Source organism: Flavobacterium sp. TS_SC_5, from assembly GCF_056156265.1.
This window is the reverse complement of the sequence record NZ_CM149588.1, coordinates 1,947,317-1,974,163: the sequence shown is the minus strand read 5'-3', so window position 1 is coordinate 1,974,163 and position 26,847 is coordinate 1,947,317. Positions and strand designations below refer to the sequence as shown.

Annotated in this window: 24 protein-coding genes, 1 tRNA gene, 1 other RNA gene and 1 pseudogene; 13 read left to right on the top strand and 14 right to left on the bottom strand. The window is 33.7% G+C overall.

The window, feature by feature from the left end; genetic code table 11:
• Positions 1–3 precede the first annotated feature (3 nt).
• Positions 4–1,701 carry a M23 family metallopeptidase gene (locus AC0J6S_RS08730; RefSeq protein WP_474953463.1) on the bottom strand — a complete coding sequence of 566 codons (1,698 nt, stop codon included), beginning with the start codon at positions 1,699–1,701 and terminating at the stop codon, positions 4–6.
• Positions 1,702–1,875: 174 nt separating this feature from the next.
• Between AC0J6S_RS08730 and AC0J6S_RS08725 the strand changes: the two genes are divergently transcribed.
• The 4 genes from AC0J6S_RS08725 to rny all read left to right on the top strand — a co-directional run bounded on the left by AC0J6S_RS08725 (position 1,876) and on the right by rny (position 4,239).
• A complete protein-coding gene (locus AC0J6S_RS08725) occupies positions 1,876–2,166 on the top strand; it encodes a hypothetical protein (protein ID WP_474953462.1) in 291 nt (96 codons plus the stop codon).
• Positions 2,167–2,174: 8 nt separating this feature from the next.
• On the top strand, positions 2,175–2,468 hold the full coding sequence (locus AC0J6S_RS08720) for a cell division protein ZapA (RefSeq protein WP_113637896.1): 294 nt from the start codon (positions 2,175–2,177) through the stop codon (positions 2,466–2,468).
• A 50-nt stretch (positions 2,469–2,518) separates the two neighbouring features.
• A non-coding RNA gene (gene ssrS / locus AC0J6S_RS08715) (6S RNA) lies at positions 2,519–2,625 on the top strand.
• A gap of 48 nt (positions 2,626–2,673) precedes the next feature.
• Positions 2,674–4,239: a ribonuclease Y gene (gene rny / locus AC0J6S_RS08710; protein ID WP_474953461.1), complete on the top strand. Its 1,566-nt coding sequence runs from the start codon at positions 2,674–2,676 to the stop codon at positions 4,237–4,239.
• Positions 4,240–4,353: 114 nt separating this feature from the next.
• Here rny and AC0J6S_RS08705 read toward each other — a convergent pair whose 3' ends face one another.
• From AC0J6S_RS08705 to AC0J6S_RS08695, 3 genes are all read right to left on the bottom strand, one after another.
• On the bottom strand, positions 4,354–5,880 hold the full coding sequence (locus AC0J6S_RS08705) for a sensor histidine kinase (protein ID WP_474953460.1): 1,527 nt from the start codon (positions 5,878–5,880) through the stop codon (positions 4,354–4,356).
• A gap of 189 nt (positions 5,881–6,069) precedes the next feature.
• The gene (xerD, locus tag AC0J6S_RS08700; RefSeq protein ID WP_474953459.1) at positions 6,070–6,966 is read right to left on the bottom strand and encodes a site-specific tyrosine recombinase XerD; all 897 of its coding nucleotides are present in this window, start codon (positions 6,964–6,966) and stop codon (positions 6,070–6,072) included.
• Positions 6,967–7,041: 75 nt separating this feature from the next.
• Positions 7,042–7,509, bottom strand: coding sequence for a hypothetical protein (locus AC0J6S_RS08695; RefSeq protein WP_474953458.1), 468 nt, complete (start codon positions 7,507–7,509; stop codon positions 7,042–7,044).
• Between the two features lie 534 nt (positions 7,510–8,043).
• Between AC0J6S_RS08695 and AC0J6S_RS08690 the strand changes: the two genes are divergently transcribed.
• The 3 genes and pseudogenes from AC0J6S_RS08690 (at position 8,044) to AC0J6S_RS08680 (ending at position 11,764) form a co-directional block, all read left to right on the top strand.
• Positions 8,044–8,607 (top strand): porin family protein, encoded by a 564-nt coding sequence (locus tag AC0J6S_RS08690; RefSeq protein WP_474953457.1) that lies wholly within the window; start codon positions 8,044–8,046, stop codon positions 8,605–8,607.
• 163 nt (positions 8,608–8,770) lie between these two features.
• Positions 8,771–9,184 carry a type II 3-dehydroquinate dehydratase gene (aroQ, locus tag AC0J6S_RS08685; RefSeq protein WP_474953456.1) on the top strand — a complete coding sequence of 138 codons (414 nt, stop codon included), beginning with the start codon at positions 8,771–8,773 and terminating at the stop codon, positions 9,182–9,184.
• A gap of 94 nt (positions 9,185–9,278) precedes the next feature.
• Positions 9,279–11,764: pseudogene (locus tag AC0J6S_RS08680) on the top strand (DUF5686 and carboxypeptidase regulatory-like domain-containing protein).
• 143 nt (positions 11,765–11,907) lie between these two features.
• Here the strand turns inward: AC0J6S_RS08680 and AC0J6S_RS08675 are convergent.
• The 4 genes from AC0J6S_RS08675 to AC0J6S_RS08660 form a co-directional block, all read right to left on the bottom strand.
• Positions 11,908–12,777: a cation diffusion facilitator family transporter gene (locus AC0J6S_RS08675; RefSeq protein WP_474953455.1), complete on the bottom strand. Its 870-nt coding sequence runs from the start codon at positions 12,775–12,777 to the stop codon at positions 11,908–11,910.
• Between the two features lie 114 nt (positions 12,778–12,891).
• Complete coding sequence (gene murA, locus AC0J6S_RS08670) at positions 12,892–14,202, bottom strand: UDP-N-acetylglucosamine 1-carboxyvinyltransferase (RefSeq protein WP_474953454.1); 1,311 nt, start codon at positions 14,200–14,202, stop codon at positions 12,892–12,894.
• A 101-nt stretch (positions 14,203–14,303) separates the two neighbouring features.
• Positions 14,304–15,029 (bottom strand): DUF4290 domain-containing protein, encoded by a 726-nt coding sequence (locus AC0J6S_RS08665; protein ID WP_474953453.1) that lies wholly within the window; start codon positions 15,027–15,029, stop codon positions 14,304–14,306.
• Positions 15,030–15,115: 86 nt separating this feature from the next.
• Positions 15,116–15,400, bottom strand: a complete 285-nt coding sequence (locus tag AC0J6S_RS08660) for a DUF493 family protein (RefSeq protein ID WP_474953452.1) — start codon at positions 15,398–15,400, stop codon at positions 15,116–15,118.
• Between the two features lie 147 nt (positions 15,401–15,547).
• Here AC0J6S_RS08660 and AC0J6S_RS08655 point away from each other — a divergent pair, with 147 nt between their 5' ends.
• The 5 genes from AC0J6S_RS08655 (at position 15,548) to AC0J6S_RS08635 (ending at position 20,118) form a co-directional block, all read left to right on the top strand.
• Positions 15,548–16,087: an AAA family ATPase gene (locus tag AC0J6S_RS08655; protein ID WP_091171620.1), complete on the top strand. Its 540-nt coding sequence runs from the start codon at positions 15,548–15,550 to the stop codon at positions 16,085–16,087.
• 59 nt (positions 16,088–16,146) lie between these two features.
• Positions 16,147–18,042 (top strand): RecQ family ATP-dependent DNA helicase, encoded by a 1,896-nt coding sequence (locus AC0J6S_RS08650; protein ID WP_474953451.1) that lies wholly within the window; start codon positions 16,147–16,149, stop codon positions 18,040–18,042.
• Positions 18,042–18,989, top strand: a complete 948-nt coding sequence (gene fmt, locus AC0J6S_RS08645) for a methionyl-tRNA formyltransferase (RefSeq protein ID WP_474953450.1) — start codon at positions 18,042–18,044, stop codon at positions 18,987–18,989. The genes AC0J6S_RS08650 and fmt overlap by 1 nt, the downstream gene beginning before the upstream one ends.
• Before the next feature lie 178 nt (positions 18,990–19,167).
• On the top strand, positions 19,168–19,440 hold the full coding sequence (locus AC0J6S_RS08640; protein ID WP_073017033.1) for an HU family DNA-binding protein: 273 nt from the start codon (positions 19,168–19,170) through the stop codon (positions 19,438–19,440).
• Positions 19,441–19,557: 117 nt separating this feature from the next.
• Positions 19,558–20,118, top strand: a complete 561-nt coding sequence (locus AC0J6S_RS08635) for a YqgE/AlgH family protein (protein WP_474953449.1) — start codon at positions 19,558–19,560, stop codon at positions 20,116–20,118.
• Here the strand turns inward: AC0J6S_RS08635 and AC0J6S_RS08630 are convergent.
• Positions 20,115–20,954: an aminotransferase class IV gene (locus AC0J6S_RS08630; RefSeq protein WP_474953448.1), complete on the bottom strand. Its 840-nt coding sequence runs from the start codon at positions 20,952–20,954 to the stop codon at positions 20,115–20,117. The genes AC0J6S_RS08635 and AC0J6S_RS08630 overlap by 4 nt on opposite strands.
• Before the next feature lie 55 nt (positions 20,955–21,009).
• Entirely contained in the window at positions 21,010–21,402 is a 393-nt protein-coding gene (locus AC0J6S_RS08625; protein ID WP_474953447.1) for an START-like domain-containing protein, read from the bottom strand.
• 155 nt (positions 21,403–21,557) lie between these two features.
• Between AC0J6S_RS08625 and AC0J6S_RS08620 the strand changes: the two genes are divergently transcribed.
• Positions 21,558–21,634 (top strand) — tRNA-Met (locus AC0J6S_RS08620).
• 320 nt (positions 21,635–21,954) lie between these two features.
• Here the strand turns inward: AC0J6S_RS08620 and AC0J6S_RS08615 are convergent.
• From AC0J6S_RS08615 to AC0J6S_RS08600, 4 genes are all read right to left on the bottom strand, one after another.
• Entirely contained in the window at positions 21,955–23,679 is a 1,725-nt protein-coding gene (locus AC0J6S_RS08615) for an ATP-binding protein (protein WP_474953446.1), read from the bottom strand.
• Between the two features lies 1 nt (position 23,680).
• Complete coding sequence (locus tag AC0J6S_RS08610) at positions 23,681–24,808, bottom strand: sensor protein KdpD (RefSeq protein ID WP_474953445.1); 1,128 nt, start codon at positions 24,806–24,808, stop codon at positions 23,681–23,683.
• A 31-nt stretch (positions 24,809–24,839) separates the two neighbouring features.
• Positions 24,840–25,922, bottom strand: coding sequence for a porin (locus AC0J6S_RS08605; protein ID WP_474953444.1), 1,083 nt, complete (start codon positions 25,920–25,922; stop codon positions 24,840–24,842).
• Positions 25,923–26,118: 196 nt separating this feature from the next.
• The gene (locus tag AC0J6S_RS08600) at positions 26,119–26,673 is read right to left on the bottom strand and encodes a K(+)-transporting ATPase subunit C (protein ID WP_474953443.1); all 555 of its coding nucleotides are present in this window, start codon (positions 26,671–26,673) and stop codon (positions 26,119–26,121) included.
• Positions 26,674–26,847 lie beyond the last annotated feature (174 nt).

Sequence of the window (26,847 nt, the reverse complement as noted above, 5' to 3'; positions counted from 1 at the left end):
TTTTTAATTTTTTTGACTTCTAAAAAAACGAGTTTCAAAGGTAGTTGAATTTCCTACATTATCCGTAACAACAATTTTTAAATCATTGGCTCCATCAACCGCAATTCCGTCACTGAAATAATGAGTCAATTTTCTAGTCTTGTTATCGTATTCAAATAAAATCCATTTCCCGTTTAAGTAGCCATTGTATGATTTAATCCCTGATAATTCATCGTAAATAGAGAACTGAATGGTTTTTTGCTCGCTGATCCATTTCCCTTCAACAGGAACGGCAATACTTATTTTTGGTGCAACCGCATCTGAAACCAAAGCATATTTCCCCAAGATTTTAACCTTAGTATTAAATACATTATCTTTCCTGTAGGTTGGATTGTAATTTATTTTTTTTCCTTCGATCCTGCCAATAAACATTTTTTCTTTTTGCAGTTCGGAAGATTCTGTGTCTTCAATTGAAACCGTAAAATTAGTATGCGCAGGAACCGTGTCATCATGCAAAAACATCGTATCATTTTTTACATCAAAATTCAAATTAAAATCTTCGTAAAAGGTTCCCGAAGGAAAGAAAACTGACATGTTGCCTAAAGCAAAATTGCTGTCTTTGTTCGCTCGTACGAAATAATTGGATTGCACAGGCTCCTTGCTAATTATGGTAGGTAAGATATCGTACTTAATAGGAATTGATATTGTTTTTTTATTTCCAAAAAAATCCGCAACTTCAATGCGATAAAGCGAGGCTAAATTGGGTGTTACTTGCAAAACCCCTTTGTTTTCATCGGCTTGAATAAAACTTAAATTATAGGGCGTTTTCATGAATAATTTCTGAACGCGCTGTTGCATTTTCTTATATCTTGAATAATCAATCAATGCATTAATGTACCGCATGTCATCAAAGGAATACGTGTTGAATTCATAACCGAAATTTGGTTTCCCATTATAAAAAGACTGCACTTTATAAACTCCATTATTATTAAACGAAACATCGTCAGTGTCATACGCCGAAATACCAAAACCGATTGAACCATTTGCGACAACTTTGTCTGACAAATAGGTACCGTCTTTTTGTAAAGAAACATTTAGTAATAAAGGACGTTTAGAATGATTAACCGTAGTTTTCGAATCCAAAGGATACACATAAACCCCAGAAACAATTGGTTTCTTTGTATCTTTTAAAAATTTATTAAATCCAAAAAGCATCGGATTAATTATGAATTCTGTTTTAGAATCCCGAAATTCAAAATGCAAATGTGGTCCTTCTGAGGCTCCTGTATTACCTGAAAAAGCAATGATTTCTCCTTTTTTAACTACCATTTCATTCGGCTTAAAAAACATTTCGATCTCAAACGATTGTTCTTTATAGTGCGTTTTCTTAATGTAATTTTCTATTTCACCGTTGGCCATTTTTAAATGTCCATAAACCGAAGTATATCCATTAGGATGATTGATATAAATTGTTTTTCCGTTCCCAAAAGTAGATATCTTTATTCTTGACACGTAACCATCGGCTACAGCGTATACTTTTAATCCTTCTTTTTGTTGTGTTCTCAAATCAAAACCAGCATGGAAATGATTGGGTCTTAACTCTCCAAAATTCCCAGATAATTGCATCGGAATGTCTAATGGAGATCTAAAATAATCTTTTGGATAATCAACTTGAGCAAAAACAGAGGTGCAAAAAAATAATATATACAGCGAAAATCTCATGGTTTACATTTTTGCTAAGATAAAAAAAGTATTCAAATCATCACTAAAAAAAACAGTTCGTAACCATTTGTACAACTGATATTTAATTAATTTAATGCAAAAAAAATAATAAAATATTGCAAAATTAAAAAGGAATACTAACTTTGTATGATTATGTAATGAATAAGATATATAATGAGTGCGATTGCAGAAATTATTGATACTCTTGAAAATAAAGTCGAAAAACTTTTTAATAAAATGAAAGGTTTAGAGAAAAATAATCAAGATTTGAAAAACGAATTAATAAAAACTGCATCCATAATACAAACTCAATCACAAGAGATTGAAGCGCTGAAAACGCAGTATGAAACACTCAAAGTAGCAAATACATTACTAGGCAGTGACGATAATAAAAGAGATACGAAGCTTAAAATAAATTCATTAATTCGCGAAATTGATTACTGTATAGCACAGCTATCAGATTAATAAAAGATATGGACGAAAAGCTTAAAATTAAAATATCAATAGCAGACAGAGTTTACCCGTTAACGGTTGATTTTGCTCAGGAAGAAGGCCTTAGAAGCGCTTCGAAAAAAATTGATAAAATGATTAAGCAGTTTGAAGAAAATTACGCTGTACGTGACAAACAAGATGTTTTGGCAATGTGTGCCTTACAATTTGCCTCACAAACGGAACAAAAACAAATTGATAATGCTATTGATGGAGAAGCTACCATTGAAAGAATTAAAAAAATCAATGCTATTTTAGATCAATATCTCGACAAATAAACGTTCTTTACAAAAACTAAGATACTGCCTACATTAGTTCAATTTGGTAAACTCAACACTAACAATTTAGAATGAGCAAATCATCGTTACTAAAGCAAGCCAATTCAGTTTGGAAGCTTGAACAACGAGTTAGCTCAAAACTTGTCTTTTCGAGTTTATTCAATCACTCTAATGTAGGCTTTTTTATATATAAATTTTAACAAACATGGACAACATATTAACGATTATTATTGCAGGAATTATAGGTATTGTAGCGGGTTTTGCCATCGCAAAATTGATAGAAAAAAGCAACATATCCAACTTAATTAAAAACTCAAAGAAAGAAGCAGCATCAATTTTGAAAGATGCTAATCTTGAAGCTGAAAACATAAAAAAAGATAAAATTCTTCAAGCAAAAGAAAAATTTATTGAACTGAAATCAGAACACGAACAAGTTATTTTAACTCGTGATAAAAAAGTGGCTGAAATTGAAAAAAGAGTTCGTGATAAAGAATCTCAAATTTCAAATGAATTGTCAAAAGCGAAAAAAGTAAATGATGATTTTGAGTCAAAAACTATAGAATACACTACAAAAATTGAGAATTTAGACAAGAAACAAGCGGAAGTTGAGAAACTTCATAAAAGTCAATTGCAGCAATTAGAGGTTATATCAGGTTTATCTGCCGAAGAAGCTAAAAATCAATTAGTAGAAGGATTGAAGGCAGAAGCTAAAAGCAAAGCAATGTCTCATATTCAAGATACTATCGAAGAAGCAAAATTGACTGCACAACAAGAAGCTAAAAAAATTATTATCAATACAATTCAGAGAGTTGGAACTGAGGAAGCGGTAGAAAACTGCGTTTCGGTATTCAACATTGAATCTGACGATGTAAAAGGTAGAATCATCGGTCGTGAAGGAAGAAATATCCGCGCCCTAGAAGCCGCTACCGGAGTAGAAATCATTGTTGATGACACACCAGAAGCGATTATCCTCTCTTGTTTTGATCCTGTTCGAAGAGAAATTGCACGTTTGGCATTACATAAATTAGTGACTGACGGAAGAATTCACCCGGCTCGTATTGAAGAAGTAGTTGCAAAAACAGCAAAACAAATTGATGATGAAATTATAGAAGTTGGTAAACGTACCGTTATCGATTTAGGAATACACGGATTACATCCTGAACTGATTAAAGTGGTTGGACGTATGAAATACCGTTCTTCTTACGGACAAAACTTATTACAACACTCTCGAGAAGTTTCTAAGCTTTGTGGAATAATGGCTGCTGAACTTGGTTTAAACGTAAAACTGGCTAAAAGAGCTGGTTTATTACACGATATTGGTAAAGTTCCAGATGCCGAAAGTGATTTACCACACGCTTTATTAGGAATGCAATGGGCTGAGAAATACGGTGAAAAAGAAGAGGTTTGTAACGCTATTGGCGCTCACCATGATGAGATTGAAATGAAATCATTATTATCTCCAATCATCCAGGTTTGTGATGCTATATCAGGAGCAAGACCCGGAGCAAGAAGACAAGTATTAGATTCTTATATTCAACGTTTGAAAGACCTTGAAGAAGTGGCTTACGGATTCAGTGGTGTAAAAAATGCTTATGCAATTCAAGCTGGTAGAGAACTTCGTGTAATTGTGGAAAGCGAAAAAGTTTCGGATGAAAATGCTGCAAGCTTATCCTTCGATATTTCACAAAAAATACAAACAGAAATGACGTATCCTGGACAGGTTAAAGTAACTGTAATTCGTGAAACAAGAGCAGTGAATATTGCTAAATAATTTATTGTATCTGACATATAAAAAAAACTTCTCATCACTGAGAAGTTTTTTTTTGGAATATTATAAACGAAGAATCTACTTAAAAAAACTTTGCTAATTCATTAAATAACGTAATTAAGCATTCAAACTATCGTTAAAAACAATCTTAAAAGTTGTTCCTACTCCTACTTCACTTTCGACTGAAACAGTTCCTTTCATCGATTCTATTTGATTCTTTGTAATGTACAACCCTAAACCTCTAGCCCCTTCGTGCTTGTGAAATGTTTTATACATACCAAAAAGAGAATCTCCATATTTTTTTAAATCGATGCCTAAACCATTATCAGAAATTGACAACGTTTTTTTACCATTTTCCAATGAGAAAGAATATTTTATCTCAACAGGTTTATTAGAATTAGAATATTTTATAGCATTTGTTGTAAAATTCAATAAAACACTTTCTAGGTACGCTGGATTAAAATCGATAAATATACTTTCAGGAATATCATTCATAATAGTAACTTGACTATAATTTTTTAAATTCTTGATCAATTCCAAAGTCTTCTTCAAGTATAAATTCAGGTTCAATGATTTTATCGGAATGTTCGAATTACTTTGTATTAGCACTAATTGGGTCAAATTAGCTATTGTTTCATTTAAATCATTGGAGACAGTGCGTAAATGAGATAACATTTCTGTGCTACTCTCTAAATCCTCCTCGGAATCTATAATATCTAAAATTGATTTAATATTACCGGCTTGCGTATTTAGATTATGGGATACAATATGTGAAAAATTCAATAGTCGACTATTTTGTTGACTAAACAATTCCATTGTTTTTACTAATTCTAATTCTTTTTCTTTTTGTAAAGAAATATCAGTATGCGTGCCTATAACTCGCAATGGTTTACCATCTTCATCACGCTGAATTACTTTTCCTCTGTCTAAAATCCATTTATAATTTCCGCTTGAAGTTAAAACACGATGGTAATTTTCATAAAAAGGTGTTTTATTTTTAAAATGATCCTGAATTTCAGAGTAATATTTTTCTAAATCATCAGGATGTACAATTTCATCCCAACGTTCAGGATTATCAAAAATATCTAAAGATTCCTGCTCGAGGATTTTCATCGATTGTGAGGAATAAAAAACTTTATTGGTTGTTAAATCCCAGTCCCAAACTCCAGCTGTAGAAGCTTCAAGAGCAAATTTAAAACGCTCTTCAGAAATTTTAAGCTTAATTTCCTGATCTTTCAAGTCAGTTACATCCGAGATTCTTCCGTAAAAAGCAATATTCCCATCAGGACATAATTCTGGTTTTGATGAGACTTTAAGCCAACGCAATCCCTTTTCAGGTAATAAAACCCGAAACTCGAAATCCCATCTTGCAATATTTCTTTTTGCGTCTACCAATGACTGAAAAAATGTCAATCGATCAGCTTCAAATATCCTGTCATACACAAGGAATTTATCACTGTCTACAAAATGATTTGAAGACAACTCAAAAAAATCAGTTACCGATTTACTCACTAAAGGAAATAAATAGGTATTGTCAGGAGCAATCACAAATTCAAAAATTAAATCTGGAATCTCATTAAATAATTTACTGTAAAAATCATTTACCTCTTGGCAATTTCCGTTTTGGGGAAAATCAAAAACCATATTACTTTTTATAAGATTTTAATTGACCACAATTTAAATTATATTTTTTATTTAACAGACAAATTAACTGTAAAAATCGCTCCTATTTAATGACTTTATAAACCGAATTTTAAGAAATTTAATTTACAGCTTATCCCGTAAACTCTTTCTTACCTTAACAATGTACGAATTGAAATTACTAACAAAATGTTATTTTCTGGGATGAAAAGTATTTACAACTTGCGCGAGGAACTTTCTGTCAAGATGCACATATATTTCTGTTGTTGTTATTGATTCATGTCCAAGCATCAATTGAATAGAGCGCAAATCAGCCCCATTTTCTAGAAGATGTGTCGCAAAAGAATGACGCAAAGTATGCGGACTGATGGTTTTGTAAAGATTTATTTCAAGCGCTAAGTTTTTTATAATTGTAAAAATCATCGCTCTGGTCAATTGCTTCCCTCTTCTGTTTAAAAACAAAGTATCCTCAAATCCTTTTTGAATAGTAAGGTGCGTTCTAACGGTATCCCGGTAAATTTGAATAAATTTTTGCGTCAAATCACTTATAGGTACAAAACGTTGTTTATTGCCTTTTCCGGTAATCTTAATAAAACCTTCCTCAAAGAATAAATCGGAAATTTTTAATGTTACTAATTCAGATACCCGTAAGCCACATCCATAAAGCGTTTCGAGCATCGCACGATTGCGCTCCCCTTCATTCGTAGTCAAATCAATAGCTGCGATAAGATTATCAATTTCTTCGACAGATAAAGTATCCGGAAGTTTCCTGCCCGTTTTGGGAGTTTCAATCAGTTCCAAAGGATTGTCCGTACGATAATCTTCAAAAATTAAATAGTTGAAAAAACTTTTCAAACCTGAAATTATTCTAGCTTGCGAACGAGGATTTACTTCTTTGGAAACACCGTAAATAAACTGTTGCACCGTTTCCTCACTAATTTTAATTGGAGAAACTTCGATTTCACTTATGACTAAAAAAAGGCGTAAACGTTCGATATCAAAAGAATAGTTTTCTATTGTATTCTTTGACAAACCGCATTCAATTTTGAGATACGATTGATAACTCTTTATATAACTGTCCCAATTCATGGCTACAAAGTAACTCTTTTTTAAGCATTAAAAAACCCCTACTAAGAGTGGTTTTGATATAGTAAAAGGAAACAATTATTTTCCCCATTTGCCACCACCTACATAAAATCCTAAATGAATTCCTACGTATGAATTAGCTACAGTTCCTTGATTGTTTCCATTGATGTCTTGTAAAGTAGATTCAGGCACTAAATTATATTCTAATCCCATTCTGAATTTTCCCCACTCAAAACCACCACGAACTAATCCTCCCATTTTACCGGTTGCATCTATATTTACATCATTGTTATTATTTGTATCATCGAGTTCTACATTTGCTACACTACAATAACCCGCACCAGCACCGTTGAAATAATAATCATAAGTAGCAACATACGAACCATTAGCCGCCACTTTTACACTATCAGTGGCACCAGAATCATTTATGTCACGAACAATCGCTGCTATTCCTATTCGTAAACCAACATTCATGTTCTCTCTAATATTATATTTTGGCTCTAATGAGAACAAAGCTCCTCCGCCGCCATTAGTAGGAACAACCACTAAATCTAAACCAACTCTAAATCACCTTCTTTTTGAGCATAACCCGAAACACAAAAAAAAGTAATACATGCCGACAAGATAATTTTTTTCATTTTTTATCAATTGATTATTTTTAGAAAATATAAATTATATTAAATTTAAAATAATTCTTACAATTTTAAATTATTAACATATTTATTAAAAATAAAAACCTCAATTTTTCACACTAAATGGTGAATTTATCAAAGCTTATGATTCATTTTTCTAACTTTTAAAAAATAACTATAAAAATAACTATAAAAAAAACTTCCTAAAAAAAGTGAGAAATTTAAAATTAAAACTAAAACACAAAATACTGTTTTACAACTATTTGAAACTTCAAATTTTTTATTTGAAATTCAAAACTGCATCTAAAAGAAGAAAAATCGTAATTTAGCAGTGTTTTGGATTAGTTCTTGGTATTAGAAATAAAAAAACTAACAATAATTGTTCTACAAAACAGTTTTAAGTAAGAGACAGTATTCAATAAATAGTAATAAATTTAAAAAACAAATTATGAAAAAAATAATTTTAGTAGCGGTAGTACTACTCGCAGCGTCAGTAGACATGCAAGCACAATTGGTTAAATTTGGTATAAAAGCTGGTTTAAACTATGCCAACCAAACTGGTACTGATATCACAATAAATAGTGGTAATTATGATAAAGAAGCTATTACCAGTTATCACGCCGGTTTAATTGCCGAAATCAAAGTAACTGACGGTTTTTCTGTTCAGCCTGAATTATTATATTCTACTCAAGGAGCAAGCTATGAATATGCAGCTACAGAATTCAAAAAGGAACTAGGTTATTTATCCATCCCTGTTTTGGCAAAATTTCATTTTAATAAAACCGTCAGTTTAGATCTTGGACCGCAAGCTTCTTTTTTATTGAGCGAAAGAAAGAATGTTAATATCAACGATTCTGAAACTTTTGAGTTTGGAGTTGTTGGAGGTTTAACATTAAATGTTACGAAAAGCATTTTTCTACAAGGACGCTATGTATTAGGTCTTACTGAAGCATCTAAAGATGCTGATGTCAAGAATTCAGTAGTGCAAATTTCAGCCGGATTTAAATTCTAGAAATAATAAAATTAAATTTATTAAAAACCGTTCTATAAATTGGAACGGTTTTTTTATTTTTACCAAAACAGGAATTATGAAATGAGCATATCGAATATGTAATAAAAACCAGATAAGTCATATGCGAATTCCATATTCAAATAAAAACAAATATTAACTACGTATGAAAATCAGTATCATCAACGGACCAAACCTCAACCTTTTGGGAAAACGTGAACCAGAAATTTATGGAAGCCAAACTTTTGAAGAATATTTCACCACTTTACAAATTAAATACCCTACTGTTGAATTCTCCTATTTTCAGAGCAATATTGAAGGTGAATTAATTGATAAAATTCAGGAATATGGTTTTTCATTTGATGGTATTATCTTAAATGCCGGAGCGTACACGCATACTTCCATAGGAATTGGCGACGCTGTCAAAGCCATTACTACTCCAGTTGTTGAAGTCCATATTTCGAATACTTTTTCCCGTGAAAGTTTCAGACATCAATCCTATATTTCAGGAAATGCCAAAGGGGTAATAGTAGGTTTTGGTTTAAAGAGTTACGAGCTAGCAATACAGTCTTTTTTATAGTTTTAAAATATAGTTCCCTCTCAACGAAATCTTTAACAAATAATTAATACGGTCTTTTTAAACTTCTTCTATTTTTGTGAAAGAAAAAACTTTCATGAAAAAACACTACTTACTACTGCTTTTCTTAGTTTCATTTGTCAGCAATGCACAAATAAAAGGAACTGTTTCGGACGAAAAAGGAAATCCCTTGCCTTTTGTTACTATTTTTCAGGAAGACACCTATAATGGAACCACTTCAAACGAACAAGGAAATTACGAGTTCAACTTAAATAAAAAAGGAAAACAATCGGTTGTTTTTCAGTTTTTAGGTTTCAAAACCCAAAAAGTTGCCATACAAACCGATAAATTGACTTATGTGTTGAATATCATAATGATCGAAGAAAGTTTCTCATTAAACGAAGTAATTATCAACAAAAAAAACAATCCGGCGTTAGCGATTATAAAAAGTGCAATTGCAAACAGAAAACGAAACACCGAAAAAACAAATCGATTCAACGCTGACTTTTATTCACGCGGTATTTTTAAACTAAAAAACGCCCCTAAAAAAATATTAGGGCAAAAAATTGGTGATTTGAATGGTGCTTTGGATTCTACCGGAACCGGGATTATTTCCTTATCGGAAACCTTTTCAAAAATAGCCTTTGAAAAACCCAATAACTTAAAAGAAGTCGTTACTGCGTCTAAAGTGAGTGGCAGCAACAATGGTTACAGCTACAATACTGCCCGATCTTCGTTCTATGATTTCTATGATAACACTATCGATTTTGGTGTCCAAATGATTTCTCCAATAGCGACTAACGCTTTTAACTACTATAATTACAAGTTAGAAAGCACGTTTAATGACGAGAATGCCAATATGATTAACAAAATAAAAGTGATGGCAAAGCGTGACAGCGAACCGGTTTTTGAAGGACACATCTATATAGTGGAAGATTCCTGGGCGATTTACGCAGTTGATCTGGATATAAAAGGCTACCGCATAAAAGAGGAATTTCTGGATTTGATGACCTTAAAACAAAATTTCGGCTACAACAATAGCAATAAAATTTGGCCAAAAATACCCAAAGTCTCGAAATTACAGCAGGCGCTTTTGGGATAAAATTTACCGGAAAATACAATTACGTTTATAGCAATTATGAATTCATAGATACTTTTGCTGCCAAAACATTTACAAATGAAATTACGCGCATCGAAATAAATGCCAATAAAAAAGACAGCGTGTTCTGGAATACTAACAGGCCCATTCCGTTAACACTTGAAGAAAGCACGGATTATGTTAGAAAAGACAGTATTTACAAAGTCCGAAATTCAGAAAAATACTTAGATTCAATTGATACAAAAGAAAACAAGTTCAAATTATTAAAGCTGCTGACGGGCTACACGTATAAGAATAGTGCCGAAAAACACAGTTTTAGTTACGAGGGATTATTAAATGTTGGTTCGCTAAGTTTCAATACTGTACAAGGATATAATTTTGATTCGGGATTTAAATATACCAATTGGAAAAATCAGGAAAATAAAGGAATTTACACTTCCATCAGTACAAAACTAAATTATGGTTTTGCCGAAGATCGTTTGCGTGTCACCGGACAATTTATCCACCGTTTCAACAATCAGAATTATGCCACTTTATATATGACAGGAGGAAGTTCTGTAAAGCAATTTAACCCAAATGAACCCATCAGCAAAGCGATAAATTCGATAAGTTCCTTGGCCTTCAAGAATAATTTCATGAAGTTGTACAATCTGGAATCTGCGGCAATTGGCTACAGCCAAGATATTGCAAACGGAGTGAACCTCGGCGGAAAAATAGAATACCAACAACGCAAACCATTATTCAATAACACTGACTTTTCTTTGTTTAACAAGGACGATTTTTACACTTCGAATAATCCATTGGCACCAAATGATTTTACCAGTCCGGCATTTGAAAAACACCATTTAACTAAAGTGAATTTACAGGCAAAAATCAATTTTGGAAACAAATATTCCGCCCGGCCCGATGGGAAATTTAACATCCGCAATGAAAAATATCCTACTCTTTATTTAGGCTATGAAAAAGCGATTGCTGCTAACGAAAAGAAGTATGAGTTTGACCATTTCAATACCCGATTAACATACGATTTAACATTGGGAAATAAAGGAGTTTTAGGGTTGAATCTAAAAGCAGGAAAATTTGTGAATGCAGATAATATTGCTTTTATAGATTACAAGCATTTTAATGGAAACCAAACCCATATAGGACAAACAGCGCGTTATTTAAATGTTTTTAATTTGCTCCCTTATTATTCTAATAGCACGAATGACAGCTATTTTGAAGCGCATACGGAATACAACGACAAAGGCTATATCATGAATAAAATACCTTTGTTAAACAAACTAAAATCAACTTTGATACTGGGAGCTCATGCGCTGTCTACGCCGAATAACAAACCTTACACTGAAGTCACTGTTGGGCTGGACAATTTAGGTTTTGGTAAATTTAAAATGCTCCGTGTCGATTATGTGCGTTCCTACCAAAATGGTTTTCAAGGTGACGGCGTGGTTTTTGGGCTAACGTTTTTGAATATATTGGAGTAAAAAAAGAATCTATTTGTTAGTTGCAGTACAGTCGGAAAATATTACCGCATCTCGTCTGCGCTCGATATGACAAAAGTATAACGAATTAAAAAAGGCACCAGAAAATAATTTCGGTGCCTTTTTTAATTGTATTGGATAAAAATCTAGTCATTCGGTTCCACATGAATCAACACATGTCCCAATTCCGGAATTTCTTCCCGCAAGGTATCTTTTAGTTTATGAGCGAGATCGTGTCCTTCTTTCACGGTAATATTTGAATCAACAGTAGCATGCAAATCTACGTGATATTGCATACCGGCTTTTCGAATGAAACATTTCTCGGTATCAATAATTCCATCCACCTGAATTGAAATTATTCTGATTTGTTCTATCAAATCATCGTATAAATGCTCGTCCATTATTTCGCCCAAAGCGGGTCTAAAAATAAGGTAACTGTTATACAGAATAAATCCCGAAGCAAAAAGTGCTGCCCAATCATCAGCAGATTCATAACCATTTCCTAAAATCAAAGCAATCGAAATCCCAAGAAATGCAGCCACAGATGTAATTGCATCGCTGCGATGGTGCCAGGCATCGGCTCTAAGTGACGAACTATTTGTTTGAATGCTTCTTTTCATTACGATTCGAAAAGAATATTCTTTCCAAATAATGATTGCAGCCAGAACGATTAATGTCCACGGTTTTGGCAATTGATGAGGCGTTCTAATATTAACGATACTTTCATAAGCAATGATCGTCGCCGAAGTAATCAAAAAACCTACAACTAAAAAAGTGATCAATGGCTCTGCCCTGCCGTGTCCGTAAGGATGGTTCTTATCCGCCGGCCTGTTTGAATATTTGATTCCAAATAACACCAAAAAAGAAGCAAAAATATCGGCGGTTGATTCAATTGCGTCTGCAATTAGTGCATACGAATTTCCAAAAAAACCGGCTAAACCTTTAATAATTGCCAGACAAGTGTTTCCTATAATACTAAAATAAGTCGCCTTGATTGCTGTTTGTTCGCTTGACATGTATTTTATTTATAGGTTGAAGTAAAAGTAAAATCGTTTAAGTAAACCGAATTGAATTTTAGATTCAAATTCTTTCTGGTTTACTTAAACGATATTTTATATAATTTATGTTATTTACGCGCGTACAATATTAGCTCCAATTGCTCTCAATCGTTCATCAATACGTTCGTATCCTCTGTCAATTTGTTCAATATTTTGAATTGTACTCGTTCCTTTTGCAGAAAGCGCAGCAATCAATAAGGAGATTCCCGCACGAATATCCGGTGATGACATTGTGGTTGCTTTGAGTTGTGATTTGAAATCATGTCCCATAACAACTGCACGGTGTGGATCACACAGCATGATTTTTGCTCCCATGTCAATCAGTTTATCGACAAAAAACAATCTGCTTTCAAACATTTTTTGGTGAATCAAAACATCACCTTTTGCTTGAGTGGCAACTACTAAAACAATACTTAATAAATCCGGAGTAAATCCAGGCCAAGGTGCATCAGCAATTGTAAGAATAGAACCGTCAATATCTGTTTTAACTTCATATCCATCAACGTGAGCAGGAATGTAAATATCGTCTCCGCGACGTTCCAGAGTAATTCCAAGTTTTCTAAATGTGTTGGGGATTAATCCAAGGTTGTCCCAGCTCACATCTTTTATTGTAATCTCTGATTTTGTCATTGCAGCCAAACCAATCCAGCTCCCAATTTCAATCATATCAGGAAGAATTCTATGCTCGCAACCCCCTAAACTTTCAACCCCTTCAATAGTCAATAAGTTAGAGCCAACTCCTGTTATTTTAGCCCCCATGCAGTTCAACATCTTACACAATTGTTGCAAGTAAGGCTCACAAGCAGCATTATAAACTGTTGTTTTCCCTTTGGCCAAAACGGCAGCCATAACAATATTAGCAGTCCCAGTTACAGATGCTTCGTCCAATAACATATCGGCACCTTTCAATCCTTTTGGTGCTTCTACGCCATAAAAATGATCCTCTCTGTTGTAACGGAATTTAGCGCCCAGATTGATGAATCCTTCAAAGTGAGTATCCAATCTTCTGCGTCCAATTTTATCACCGCCTGGTTTGGGGATATATCCTTTTCCAAATCGTGCCAATAGTGGTCCAACAATCATGATAGAACCTCTCAGGGAACCACCTTCTTTCTTGAATGCTTCGGTTTCTAAATATTGAATGTTCACCTCATCAGCTTGAAAAGTATACGATCCTGATCCTGTTTTTTGAATTTTTACTCCTAAATTCCCTAAAAGTGTAATTAGTTTATTGATGTCGATAATATCTGGAATATTATTGATCATCACTTTTTCGGGTGTTAAAAGAACGGCACATAAAATTTGTAGTGCTTCATTTTTAGCTCCCTGTGGCGTGATTTCTCCTTTTAGACTAATGCCTCCTTCTATTTTGAAAATTCCCATTTTTTACAGTTATGAGTTATAAATTATTAGATATAAGTTACAAATTGACGAGTTAAAAGTTACTAAAATTCATAACTGAGAACTCCTAATTGATAACGGACTTACAAAGGTTTTCTGTTTTGGTTTTTGTGCACTGGATTTGGTTTTCCCGTTTTTATATTCTTATTGCTAAGAATTTTTGGTTGGCCAACTGGCAAAATTTTATTGGAAACGCGTTTATTGGTTCGCAATAAATCTGTGGTGTTTAATAATTCCTCTGTACTTTGAATTAAATTCAATTTTCCATCGGACAGTTCGTATAAATGTTCGAAAATCACATCATCTTTTACCGTGTCTTTATTCCAACTCAAGTATGATTTTTTCATGTGATTGGCAATAACTTTCACTAGAGCACTTTTCATTTCGCCATCTTCCCATTTATTGGCCACATCAATCATATATTTGATGTTATTGCCATAAAATCTGTATTTTGGAAAATTTTGTGGGTATTTTAAAACATCCGGTTTTAGTTGTAACACTTCACGCGAAGGAATTGGATACGGTGAATCAGCCACTAATTTAAAATTAGACATAATAAAAAGCTGATCCCACAACTTGTGCTGAAAATCAGGAACATCACGCAAATGTGGATTCAAACTTCCCATCACTTGAATAATGTATTTTGCCGCTTTGTTGCGTTCTACATCATCTTCAATTTTAGTTGCCTGATCAATCAATTTCTGCAAATGACGGCCGTATTCCGGAATAATCAAATGCGATCTCTCCGCATTATATTCCAAATGATGCACGACATCATTCGAGTTTTCTTTAATATATTTTGAATTCATATTCGAATGTATCTGTTTTGATTCCAATGCTTTTTCCGAAAATTAGAACCATTCGAACGCAGCAAATCAAAAATTTTATTTTGTAATTAAAGGGAAATAATACCTTCTATTGTAGAAACTTCCAGGTATTTATCTACTATTTCTTGTGAATCTTTCATAGTAACGTCAACAGATATGCTGGTAAATTTTCCTGTTTTGGATTTTGTAGTTTTGATAACTGCTCCCATACAGTCAAATGCCAACTGCACTCGTTCTATATTATCACTTTCTGTTGGTACAATAAATTTAAATAAGTATTCTGCTGGCCAAGTATTGCTCATGTCCAACTCCACTTTTAATCTATCATAAAATTCTTCAGTCTTCTTATCCATTTTCTATTTAAAAATAAAGGCAAATATACGGTTTAGAACGTAAATTATGAATTTTGAATTATGATTTTTTGTCTAATCGCATTTTAACCGTAATGATTTTTTCAAATCCCGATAAGTTTAAGTAAATTTGCCCCTTATTTTTTAAAAGTGCAAAAAGAAATCATAGTTATCATTGGCGGTCCAGGAACAGGTAAAACCACTATTATCGACGGATTGGTCGCTAAAGGACATTGTTGTTATCCCGAAATTTCTCGGGAGGTGACTTTGGAAGCAAAAAAACAAGGAATCGAGCAATTATTCCTTGAAAAACCTTTGTTATTCAGCGAATTACTTCTTGAAGGAAGAAAGAAACAATTTCAAAATGCTTCAAAAGAGCCGCATGAAGTTGTATTTATCGACAGAGGAATTCCGGATGTTTTGGCCTACATGCACTACATTGGCGATAGTTACCCTGCTACTTTTGATGCCGCTTGCCGCGAACATACGTACTCAAAAATCTTTATTCTTCCGCCTTGGGAAGAAATTTATATTAGCGATCACGAACGTTATGAAAACTTCGAACAAGCTAAACTCATATACAATCATCTTACGGAAACCTATCAAAGTTACGGTTATGAACTTATAGAAGTCCCAAAAGACACGATGGATAACAGAATTCTTTTTATCTTAGATGAAATTTCTAAATAGTCTGCAGGTTTAAGATTTAAGCTTTAGACTGTTTTTCAATGAAATGAAATCTATACTTTATGCAAGAAGCAGTTGCTATTCTTCAAAAATATTGGAAGCACGACAAATTCAGGTCGCTGCAAAAGGAAATCATCGATTCCGTTTTAAGCGGTCATGACACCTTTGCATTGATGCCAACCGGTGGCGGAAAATCAGTTTGTTTCCAAATTCCGGCTATGATGAACAAAGGCATTTGCCTCGTCGTCTCGCCATTGGTAGCGTTGATGAAAGATCAAGTCGCCAATTTGCAAAAGCTAAACATCAAAGCCATCGCATTGACAGGCGGAATTCGATCCGAGGAAATGATTGACTTGCTTGACAATTGCCAATTCGGAAATTACAAATTTCTATATTTATCGCCTGAACGTCTTCAATCCGACTGGATTTTGGAACGAATAAAAAATCTCCCCATCAATTTAATCACCATAGATGAAGCGCACTGCGTCTCACAATGGGGACATGATTTCCGACCTGCTTATTTAAAAATTTCGGAATTAAAAAAACATTTTCCAACAGTGCCATTTTTAGCCTTGACAGCTACTGCTACGCCAAGAGTAAAAGATGACATCATCAATGAGTTGGGATTACACAAACCACAAGTTTTCGAAAAATCATTTGCCAGAGAAAATATTGCTTACATGATTTTTGAGGTCGAGGATAAACTTTTTAGAATAGAACAAATTCTAAAGAAAAACCCACAACCTTCCATAATATATGTGCGAAACAGAAAATCGTGTCTTGATATTTCCTCACAGTTAAATTCCTTAGGATTTAAAGCTACGTATTATCACGGCGGACTTTCGTCCAAAGAAAAAGACAAAAACATGCAATCCTGGATGAACGAAGAAGTACAGGTTATTGTGGCTACTAATGCGTTTGGAATGGGAATTGACAAAGCCAATGTAAAGACGGTCATTCACATTCAGCTTCCGGAAAACATGGAAAATTATTATCAGGAAGCCGGACGTGCGGGACGAAATGGAGAAAGAGCCTTTGCCGTTTTATTGACCAGCCCTTCTGATGTAATTCAGGCTCAAAGCCAATTTATCAATATTCTTCCCGATAAAAAGTTTTTGAATCTGATGTATGTAAAGCTATGCAACTATTTCCAAATCGCTTACGGAGAGGGAATCAACGAACAATTCACATTCAATTTGCAACATTTTTGTTTAAAATATGAATTCCCAACCTTGAAAACGTACAATGCCATGCAATTCCTGGACCGACAAGGAATCATTAGTCTGTCCCAAGAATTTTCAGAAAAAATTACGCTGCAATTCATGATTTCCTCCAAAGAAGTGATTCGGTATATGAGTTTAAATCCAAACGACGAGGAAATTATTTTAGCCATTTTGCGCACGTATCCGGGAATTTACGAGATGCAAACTGCTTTCAACCTGCAGCTGATTGCCAAAAAATCAAATCATAAGGAAACTGAAATCCAGGCTGTTTTACAGAAATTAAAAGAAAAAGAAATTATAGATTATCATTCGAAAAATAATGACGCCACATTAATTTTCAATGAAGTTCGGGAAGATGACAGAACCATCAATCGGGTTTCGAAACATTTAGAGAATCAAAATCAATTAAAAAAAGAGCAGCTTCAATCTGTAATTCAGTACATCAGTGAGAAAAAAGTTTGCAAAAATAAGTTGATTCTAAATTATTTTGGAGAAAAAACAACCATAGATTGCGGCATTTGTTCGTTTTGCATTACCAAGAAAATAAAGAAGAAAGATGTATCGCTGCTTTCTACAGCAATAATTGCTTTATTACAAGACGAAGATCTAAATTCGAGAGACATTCAAAACAAAACTAAAAATAGTGCGGACGAAGTTATTGGCGTACTTCAGGATTTATTAGAAAACAACACAATTTTAGTTAAACCAAATAACAAATATACTATACGATCATAATGGAAAAATTACGAATTGTTTTTATGGGTACGCCCGAATTTGCAGTAGGAATATTAGACACAATAATCAAAAACAACTATGAGGTTGTAGGTATCATCACTGCCGCAGATAAACCTGCAGGCCGCGGACAAAAATTAAAGTATTCTGCAGTAAAGGAATACGCGCTAGCTCATGATCTTACTTTATTACAGCCTTTAAACTTAAAAGATGAGACTTTTTTAGCTGAATTAAAAGCGCTTAATGCTAATTTACAAATTGTAGTTGCGTTTAGAATGTTACCAAAAGTTGTTTGGGAAATGCCATCTTTAGGAACTTTTAATCTTCATGCTTCACTCCTGCCGAATTATCGCGGAGCCGCACCGATAAATTGGGCAATAATCAATGGAGAAACTAAAACGGGCGTCACCACTTTTTTTATCGATGATAAAATTGATACTGGAGCGATGATTTTAAGTTCGGAAATTGCAATTGATGCAACCGAAAATGCGGGACAATTACATGACCGATTAATGGAATTAGGAAGCAAGACTGTTATTGACACTTTGGAAATGATTGAAAAAGGAAATGTGTCGACAATTATTCAAAAAGACACTGCCGATATCAAAACAGCTTATAAACTCAACAAAGAGAACTGCAAAATTGACTGGACAAAATCAGCTCAAGAGATAAACAATCTGATTCGAGGTTTGAGTCCTTATCCATCAGCTTGGTGTTTCTTTCAAGACAAGAATGAAGAATGGAATGTCAAAATATACGAAGCCAAAATAATTTCTGAGGAGCACAGTCAGCCGATTGGAAGTTTAATTTGTACCAAAAAAGAAATGAAAATTGCGGTAAAAAAGGGTTTCATACAAATACTTAATTTGCAGTTTCCAGGTAAAAAGAAAATGAGCACACCAGAATTATTGAATGGGATTGCTTTTTCAGCGGAGGCAAAAGTCCATTAACGCCAACAATTACGGGTGTTTCTTAACTTTAATCAGAAATTATCATTGATTTATCAACAAAAAAAATAAGTTATCAACAAAATAAACTAAATTAACATAAAACACTTGCAAGGAACGTATTTCCTACTAAATTTGTGTATTAACAATTTTTTTTAACCACAATTAATAACTATTTATTATGAACAAATCAGAATTAATCGATGCTATCGCTGCTGATGCAGGAATTACAAAAGCTGCTGCAAAATTAGCTTTAGAGTCATTTTTAGGAAACGTAGGAGGTACTTTGAAAAAAGGTGGAAGAGTATCTTTAGTAGGTTTCGGATCATGGTCTGTTTCTGCTAGAGCTGCTAGAGACGGTAGAAATCCTCAAACAGGAAAAACTATCCAAATCGCTGCTAAAAATGTAGTGAAATTTAAGGCAGGTGCAGAATTAGAAGGTGCTGTAAACTAATTTAGTCCCCCTTATATAATCAAAACCTTCCATCTGGAAGGTTTTTTTATACGTTTCAACGATTTTATTTGGCACTATTATAATAAAAAACTTAAATTTAATAAAAAATCCAATCCAATGATTACAGATAAATTAAAAAAAGGATATTTGCTTATTGCAGAGCCTACGATAATTGGGGATTTGTCATTCAATAGATCGGTAATTTTATTAGCTGACTATAACGAAGAGGGATCCGTTGGTTTTATTATCAATAAACCATTGAAGTACACCATCCATGATTTGATTCCGGACGTAGATGCTCGATTTAAGATCTATAACGGAGGCCCGGTGGAACAAGACAACCTTTATTTTATTCATAATATTCCAGACCTGATTCCCAATAGCATTGAGATTTCCAATGGAATTTATTGGGGTGGTGATTTTGAATCTGCCAAAGAACTCATCAATAAAGGAGAAATAAGCAAAGACAATATCCGATTCTTTTTAGGATACACTGGTTGGCACGAAAATCAACTAGAAAGTGAAATGAAAAGTCATTCTTGGATTATTACTGCCAATAGCTATGAAAACAAAATAATTGGTAAATCAGCAACTCATTTCTGGAAAGAGCAAATCATGGAGTTGGGCGGAGAATACCTAATATGGTCTAATGCTCCGGAAAACCCCTACTTAAACTAAGTACTACTTATCATTTCGTTAAGCTTCTCCAATAGTTGAACGGATATATCCGTCGCAAAAGTTTTTTTACGATACTGGGTTATTGGCTGAATTCCTTTGATAACATTGGTCACAAATAACTCATCTGCTTTTTGAAGGTCAAACGGAGAAATTACTTCTTCAACGACCTCTAAATTTTCTATTTTTTTAGCTAAACTTAAAATTTGCTTTCTCATAACACCGTTTAAGCATCCTTCAGAAACTGGCGGAGTAATCAATTTATTGCCCAATAGCATGAAGATATTTCCTTGTAATACTTCAACCACATTCTTGCTGTCATTTAGCAATAAACAATTGTCTAAGCCATTTTCACTCGCAAAAATACTTCCTGTTATATTGATGATTTTATTAGTCGTTTTAATAGACGACAGCAATTGTTTTGTGATATAGAAGTCTTTGTATAAATCTACTTCATATTCTTTTTTTTCGAATGAATACATGGTGTTTTTGAGTGCTACAGCATGAATTAAAAAAGAGACCGTATTACTTTGTGGCAAATAATAACCGCCATCGTTTCTGTAAACTGTAATTCGGGCCCTTGAGGATTTATCTAATGCGCATTTATTAACCAAAGAAAGAATTTGCTCCTCTAGGTATTCCATTGTAAAATTCATGGGGATTTCCATTCGGACTACACGCATGGAAGACATTAGTCTGAAATAATGATCTTCCAGAAAAAGAATTTTATTGTTTATTATTTTAACTGTTTCAAAAACTCCGTCTCCATATAAAAAAGCACGATTATGAGTCAATACATTGGTATCCTCAGATACTATAGTTCCATTAAAATTAATCATAAAAAAAGCCCTAAATTTTATTCAGGGCAAATATAAGTTATAAAATATGATTTTACTATACAGATCCAATTAGATGTTTCAAGTCAGAGATTTGGTTTTCCCACAATAATGTGGCTTCCTCAATCTCATTCTTATCGGCAAAGTCTACGACCATTAAAGAGACATCTTTAGTGAGTTCATCAACTAAAATATGTAATTCAAAAAAGTACTCGGTGTCTTTACTATTCTCGTCTACCCACTTAAATTTCACTTTTTCGCCTGTTTTCTTAGAGGCGAGCCTAGCTTTTTCCTCGGAGTCATTCCAAATAAAAGTAAAAAATTCACCACGAGAATTGACATTATCGGCAAACCACTCAGATAAACCTGACGGTGTCGATATGTATTGATACAACAATTGAGGAGAAGAATTGATGGGAAATTCGATTTCGTAACGTACTTTTTGATCCATGAGCTACATTTAATTTTTCGGAAATATATAGAATATAACTACATAAAAAAAGTGTTTTGAAAAATATTTTTTTTTATTAAAAATATGCTTGCATGCTCTAATATTATTTTTATATTTGCACCCGCATTGAGGGAGGATTATATACCCTCAATCATGGCGAGATAGCTCAGTTGGTTAGAGCGCAGGATTCATAACCCTGAGGTCCCGAGTTCAAATCTCGGTCTCGCTACCAAAGCAAGCCCTTAAACAGCAATTGTTTAAGGGTTTTTTATTGGAATTATATTTCGGAAATACAGACTTTAAAACGCTGAAATAAGGAAAGAGAGTAAGGAATTTCATCACTTGACTTATATGTTTTATCTAACATCAAACATAGACAGTATAAATGAAATGTAGTTTTTCAGGTATACCGTTTCTATTTTAGCCAAATATTTTGACTTCTAAAACCCCTTTATTTCCCGCAAGGAATCTGACAGAGTATTAGAATATTCGATTTGTGGGCTGTTCGATTGTAAATCTTCAACATTTTTGAAAATAAATCTGTTGAAAAATTTAAACCGCTGTCAATTTAAAATAAAAAGTACTACCCAGACCCAATTCACTGTCTACTCCAATAATTCCGTTTTGTGCTTCTATAAATTCTTTGCTTATAGCTAAACCCAATCCTGTTCCTGACTTATGACTTCCTGGTACCTGAAAATATTTATCAAAAACTTTAGTTTTATAACGACTATTAATTCCTTTTCCAGTGTCAATTACTCGAAAAACAACCTGATTGTTTTCATTTTTAAGTTTTACAATTATGGTACTGTTTTCTGTTGAATACGTAATTGCATTGGTTAAAAAATTAATCAAAACCCAAGCAGTTTTCTCGCTGTCTGCCTTTATATCTGGTAAATTTTGTTCCGTCTCAATAACTAGCACAATTTGCTTTTGTTCTGCTTGCACTTTTACGGCTTCAGTAGCGTAATTAATAATTTCATAGGGATTACTATTCTCAATATTCAGCTTAATATTCCCAGTTTCTAACTGTGATAATTCCAATAGTTCGCCAGTAATTTTTAATAACCGCTGACTGTCGTCTTTTATACTTTCTATTAATTGCTTTTGATCCTCATTAATGTTGCCTGTTTCTGCTTTTTCGAGCAATTGTAAACTTAATTTTATGGATGAAATTGGGGTTTTCAATTCGTGTGAAACAGTAGCAATAAAATTGGTTTTAGCAAAATCCAGTTCTTTAAAAACAGTAATATTTCTTAAGATAATAACATTCCCAATGTCAATAATTTGATCTTCTCCTGTTGGTTTAATGGTAATGTTTATGGTTTCTTTTTCGAAATAACTTTCTTTGCCATCAGCAAAAATTTTCATGGGAAGCGATTTCTGTTTTTCATCAGACAAATCATTTATTATTAGCGATTTCATCAAATCATTTGTCAGAGCAAGAGTTGTTGCCAATTTTCCAATTACTTCTTCCGTTTTTAATCCAATGATTTTCAAGGCTTCATTATTTGCAAATAAAACCAATCCTTGATTGTCTAACCCAATGATTGGATCATGCATATTGTTGATTAAAGTTTCCAGTCTTTTCTTTTCAAATGAGAGTTTATACAAATTACTATTGTTGTATTCCTGCAGTTTTTCGGCCATGGTGTTGAATGTTTTGGCCAAATCCCCAAATTCATTGTGATTCATAAAATTCACACGTTGCGAATAGTTTTTATTGGCTATTTCTTTGATACTGTCCGTGAGTTCTTTTATTGGATTGGCAATATTGTTGGGCAAATTCACTAATAAATTGAACGCTATCAAAAAGCAAAGTGTTCCTGTTACTGCAATCCAAAAATTAGCGGTCTCTGCTGTGTGTTTTGCAATATCACTTTTTTCTTTTATTGCATTCATATTCAATTTCATAATCTTGAAAATGTCTTGACGAATTTGGCTTTTCAAGGTTTCATCAGTTCTACTTTCTTTCAACAAATCGAAATTTTTCTGCAAATTATAGGTCGCTTTGTCTTCGCCAGCCTCTGTAATATTGGCAATTTGTTTGGTAATATTGGTTTCAAAAGTAATAATTGCTTTTTCTTCATTCCCGTTAATTTCATCTAACGAAAGAAGCATGTTTCGCGAATATTCTAGCGTGTTGTAATTGGCTTTTAAAATATTGTCTATATCTTTTTTTATCGAAAAAATATAAAATGCCGCTACTAATGAAAGGATGATTATCATTAGAAAAAGCAAGCCAACGCCTAGGTTTAATTTGGTTTTAATTTTCATTTTAAGATAGAATTATAAGATCAATATTAGATGACGTTAGGTTGTTCAACAATTTATTAAAAACAGTTGTCGATAAAATTACTTTAAATAAACTCAAATGCGGTTTCCCGATGCAAACGGTGGTGATTTGTTTTTGCGCGACCACCTCTAAAATAGCATTCGTAATATGAGTATTCTGAACTTTAATTACTTCGGCACCAAGTTGCGTAGCTAACTTGAAATTATTTATCAGATGCCGTTGTTTGTCGAGCGCAATTTTGTCGCTGCTTTCTTTGGGCGTTTCTACATACAAAACGCACCATTTGCTGTTGTAATAACTCGCTAATCGGGCCGTTTTTCTTATGATTGTCTTAGCGATTTTGTCGTTACTACTGATACAGGCCAATAATTTTTCATGTTTTACTGCAATGTTTCTAGGTACTTCACTTTCCACTTTTCGATTGACTTGACTCGCTACTTCCTTCAAGGCCAATTCCCGCAATTGTAAAATTTGATCAGATTTAAAAAAATTATTTAGCGCCGTAGGAATTTTATCTGAAGTATAGATTTTACCTTCTTTCAAACGGGCAATCAACTCATCTGAAGTCAAATCAATATTGACCACCTCATCCGCCAATTTCAAAACACTGTCTGGAATGCGTTCCTGAACATCAATATTTGTAATGTTTTTTACATCTGCATTTAAACTTTCTAAGTGCTGAATATTCACTGCCGAAATCACATTTATGCCTGCTTCTAAAATCTCCAAAACATCCTGCCACCTTTTTTCGTTTTTGCTTCCTTCAATATTCGTATGCGCTAATTCATCTACAATAACCACTTCTGGACGCAAATTGATAATGGCTTGTAAATCCATTTCTTCAAGCAATTTCCCTTTGTAAAAAAGGGTTCGCCTAGGAATTACCGGTAAACCCTCTAATAGTTCGTGTGTTTCTTTCCGATTGTGCGTTTCTATAAACCCAATCTTTACATCGATACCATTTTTTAACAGCGTATGTGCTTCCTGTAACATCCTAAAAGTTTTGCCCACACCGGCACTCATACCGATGTAGACTTTAAACTTTCCTTTGCGTGATTTCTGAATTAAATCAAGAAAGTGCTTGACATTATTTTCTTTTTCGTTGTCCAATTTAGTTTTAGGATTTTAAATTTTAGAAAAATTAAAATGAAATAGCTAGTGATGTAGTTAAAAATACATTTTGATTGCTTGGCAAATTGTCTTTCAAAAAGATTTCGTGTTCACTATTTAATTTTCTTGCTTCTAACCTAAACATAACATTATCAGCAATTAAATAATCAAAGTTTGTAGAGAAACCGTATGTTTTAAATTCGTTAGGTGTTGCTGTTGCTATTATCACTCCTTTTTCATCTGCGTAATACTCCGCTCTTGCTGCCAATTGGATTTTAGTAGTCGGTTTGTATTGCGCTATTAAAATCGGTGCAAACCAAACATCATATTGGTCACTTTCTGTTACTTTTTGTTGCGCTCCAATATCAAAACCAGCTGTTAAACTTGTCTTTTCGGATACTTTAAATTGTCCGTAAAAATTATTGAAATAACGCCATTTTTTTAAATTATCCGGTTGTTCATTCCCCAAATACGTACTCCAGTTTAATGTAGTTTTGGCAGTAGGTTTATAGGTTACCTGTGTACCAAAAGCCGGTGTCTGGTTGCCATCAATTTTCTGGATGCGTTGCCATCCATTTAAATACATGGCAGCCAAATACCATCGTTCACTTTTGGATGTATATCCAATTTTTACTCCTGCTTCGTAATACGGAGAATTATCAGCTAAAATACTTCTAGTCAAAGTAGCGCAGTCTTTGCCAATCGCGCTTTCAAAACCAATATGCGACGGCATGACTCCCGCATCAATCCACAGATTATGTTTTGACGAAATTTTCACACCCACATTCGCTTCATACACATTTTTAAGTAAATCCTGTTCAGGTGCCAAATTGTATTGCGAATACGTTCCGGCCATTAAGGCAAAATTCCCGCGAACATTCTCTTTAGCATAATTCAACTTCACTAATCCTAAATTCAAATTGACCTCATTGTGTTTGTTATGACTGTAAATAAATCCCGGCCTTTCATGATTGTCGGGTTCGCCAAAATCGTAACTGTAATACGTTTCCACATAACCCGAAAACGTAAAAGGACTTTGTGTTTTTTCAGTTTCTTGTGCAGCAACTGTTGTTATCCCAAAAGCTATTAAAGCGATACTTACTATATTTTTCATTTTTTTGTCATTGCGAGGAACGAAGCAATCTCACCCTCATTATTTATTTCTTGAAGCTAATCCCGCTATCATTCCAATCTTTTGTCTCGCAAAAAAACGAGACAAAAGGATTTTCCCTTCTATCGGGGCTACGGCATCTCGTTTTTAAAGACCTTATTTTTTTAATTTGCCATTGACTTTAGTATTGAAATCATTCCTATTTCAATTCATTCAAGGCCACATTCAACTCTAGAACATTTACTGATGCAGTTTCTATTACTGCGGGCGTATTGATTTTGGCTTGGACCAAAGCTTTTACCTTTTCCTCTGATAATTTTCTTTCTTTTGCCACCCGTTTTACCTGAATCAAAGCTCCTTGCGGAGAAATATTCGGGTCTAAACCACTTCCCGAAGCCGTCACCATATCCGAAGGAATCTCTGATTTTTTCAAATAAGGATGCACGATTAAAAAAGTGTCGATTCTTTTTTGCACCAATGCTAAATAATCAGGATTACTTGGTCCTTTATTGCTTCCTCCACTTCCTGCAGCGTTATAATCCACAGCGGAAGGACTTCCCCAAAAGTAGTTGGATTTGTCGAATTTTTGTCCAATTTTTTGATAACCCACCACTTTTCCGTTTACGGTAATTGTTTCTCCTTTTCCTTTATTGGGAGCCAATTGTGCTATCCCAAAAATTGCCATTGGGTAAATAACCGCTAACAACACCACCATAAATAAGGTGAATTTTAATATTGAAAATATATTTTTCATTTTTTTATTTTTTTTTATTCATCCCGACCTTCTCTACACAATCGACAGCAAACTGGTGAAGCAAAGGAGAGGGAGAATTTATAGAAGTTTTTACTCTTAATTTCGTTTATTAATTCTTAAAATTCATTTTTCACCATCCTTTTATGGAATTTCGGCTCCCTCTCCTTTGGAGAG

Excerpts from the sequence above, each read along its gene's own strand:
- rny (WP_474953461.1), top strand. The coding sequence starts at position 2,674 with ATGGACAACATATTAACGATTATTATTGCAGGAATTATAGGTATTGTA.
- AC0J6S_RS08665 (WP_474953453.1), bottom strand. The coding sequence starts at position 15,029 with ATGAATTCAAAATATATTAAAGAAAACTCGAATGATGTCGTGCATCAT.
- AC0J6S_RS08720 (WP_113637896.1), top strand. The coding sequence starts at position 2,175 with ATGGACGAAAAGCTTAAAATTAAAATATCAATAGCAGACAGAGTTTAC.
- AC0J6S_RS08660 (WP_474953452.1), bottom strand. The coding sequence starts at position 15,400 with ATGGATAAGAAGACTGAAGAATTTTATGATAGATTAAAAGTGGAGTTG.
- AC0J6S_RS08650 (WP_474953451.1), top strand. The coding sequence starts at position 16,147 with ATGCAAGAAGCAGTTGCTATTCTTCAAAAATATTGGAAGCACGACAAA.
- AC0J6S_RS08725 (WP_474953462.1), top strand. The coding sequence starts at position 1,876 with ATGAGTGCGATTGCAGAAATTATTGATACTCTTGAAAATAAAGTCGAA.
- AC0J6S_RS08730 (WP_474953463.1), bottom strand. The coding sequence starts at position 1,701 with ATGAGATTTTCGCTGTATATATTATTTTTTTGCACCTCTGTTTTTGCT.
- fmt (WP_474953450.1), top strand. The coding sequence starts at position 18,042 with ATGGAAAAATTACGAATTGTTTTTATGGGTACGCCCGAATTTGCAGTA.
- aroQ (WP_474953456.1), top strand. The coding sequence starts at position 8,771 with ATGAAAATCAGTATCATCAACGGACCAAACCTCAACCTTTTGGGAAAA.
- murA (WP_474953454.1), bottom strand. The coding sequence starts at position 14,202 with ATGGGAATTTTCAAAATAGAAGGAGGCATTAGTCTAAAAGGAGAAATC.
- xerD (WP_474953459.1), bottom strand. The coding sequence starts at position 6,966 with ATGAATTGGGACAGTTATATAAAGAGTTATCAATCGTATCTCAAAATT.
- AC0J6S_RS08600 (WP_474953443.1), bottom strand. The coding sequence starts at position 26,673 with ATGAAAAATATATTTTCAATATTAAAATTCACCTTATTTATGGTGGTG.
- AC0J6S_RS08605 (WP_474953444.1), bottom strand. The coding sequence starts at position 25,922 with ATGAAAAATATAGTAAGTATCGCTTTAATAGCTTTTGGGATAACAACA.
- AC0J6S_RS08615 (WP_474953446.1), bottom strand. The coding sequence starts at position 23,679 with ATGAAAATTAAAACCAAATTAAACCTAGGCGTTGGCTTGCTTTTTCTA.
- AC0J6S_RS08705 (WP_474953460.1), bottom strand. The coding sequence starts at position 5,880 with ATGGTTTTTGATTTTCCCCAAAACGGAAATTGCCAAGAGGTAAATGAT.
- AC0J6S_RS08630 (WP_474953448.1), bottom strand. The coding sequence starts at position 20,954 with ATGATTAATTTTAATGGAACTATAGTATCTGAGGATACCAATGTATTG.
- AC0J6S_RS08690 (WP_474953457.1), top strand. The coding sequence starts at position 8,044 with ATGAAAAAAATAATTTTAGTAGCGGTAGTACTACTCGCAGCGTCAGTA.
- AC0J6S_RS08640 (WP_073017033.1), top strand. The coding sequence starts at position 19,168 with ATGAACAAATCAGAATTAATCGATGCTATCGCTGCTGATGCAGGAATT.
- AC0J6S_RS08675 (WP_474953455.1), bottom strand. The coding sequence starts at position 12,777 with ATGTCAAGCGAACAAACAGCAATCAAGGCGACTTATTTTAGTATTATA.
- AC0J6S_RS08625 (WP_474953447.1), bottom strand. The coding sequence starts at position 21,402 with ATGGATCAAAAAGTACGTTACGAAATCGAATTTCCCATCAATTCTTCT.
- AC0J6S_RS08635 (WP_474953449.1), top strand. The coding sequence starts at position 19,558 with ATGATTACAGATAAATTAAAAAAAGGATATTTGCTTATTGCAGAGCCT.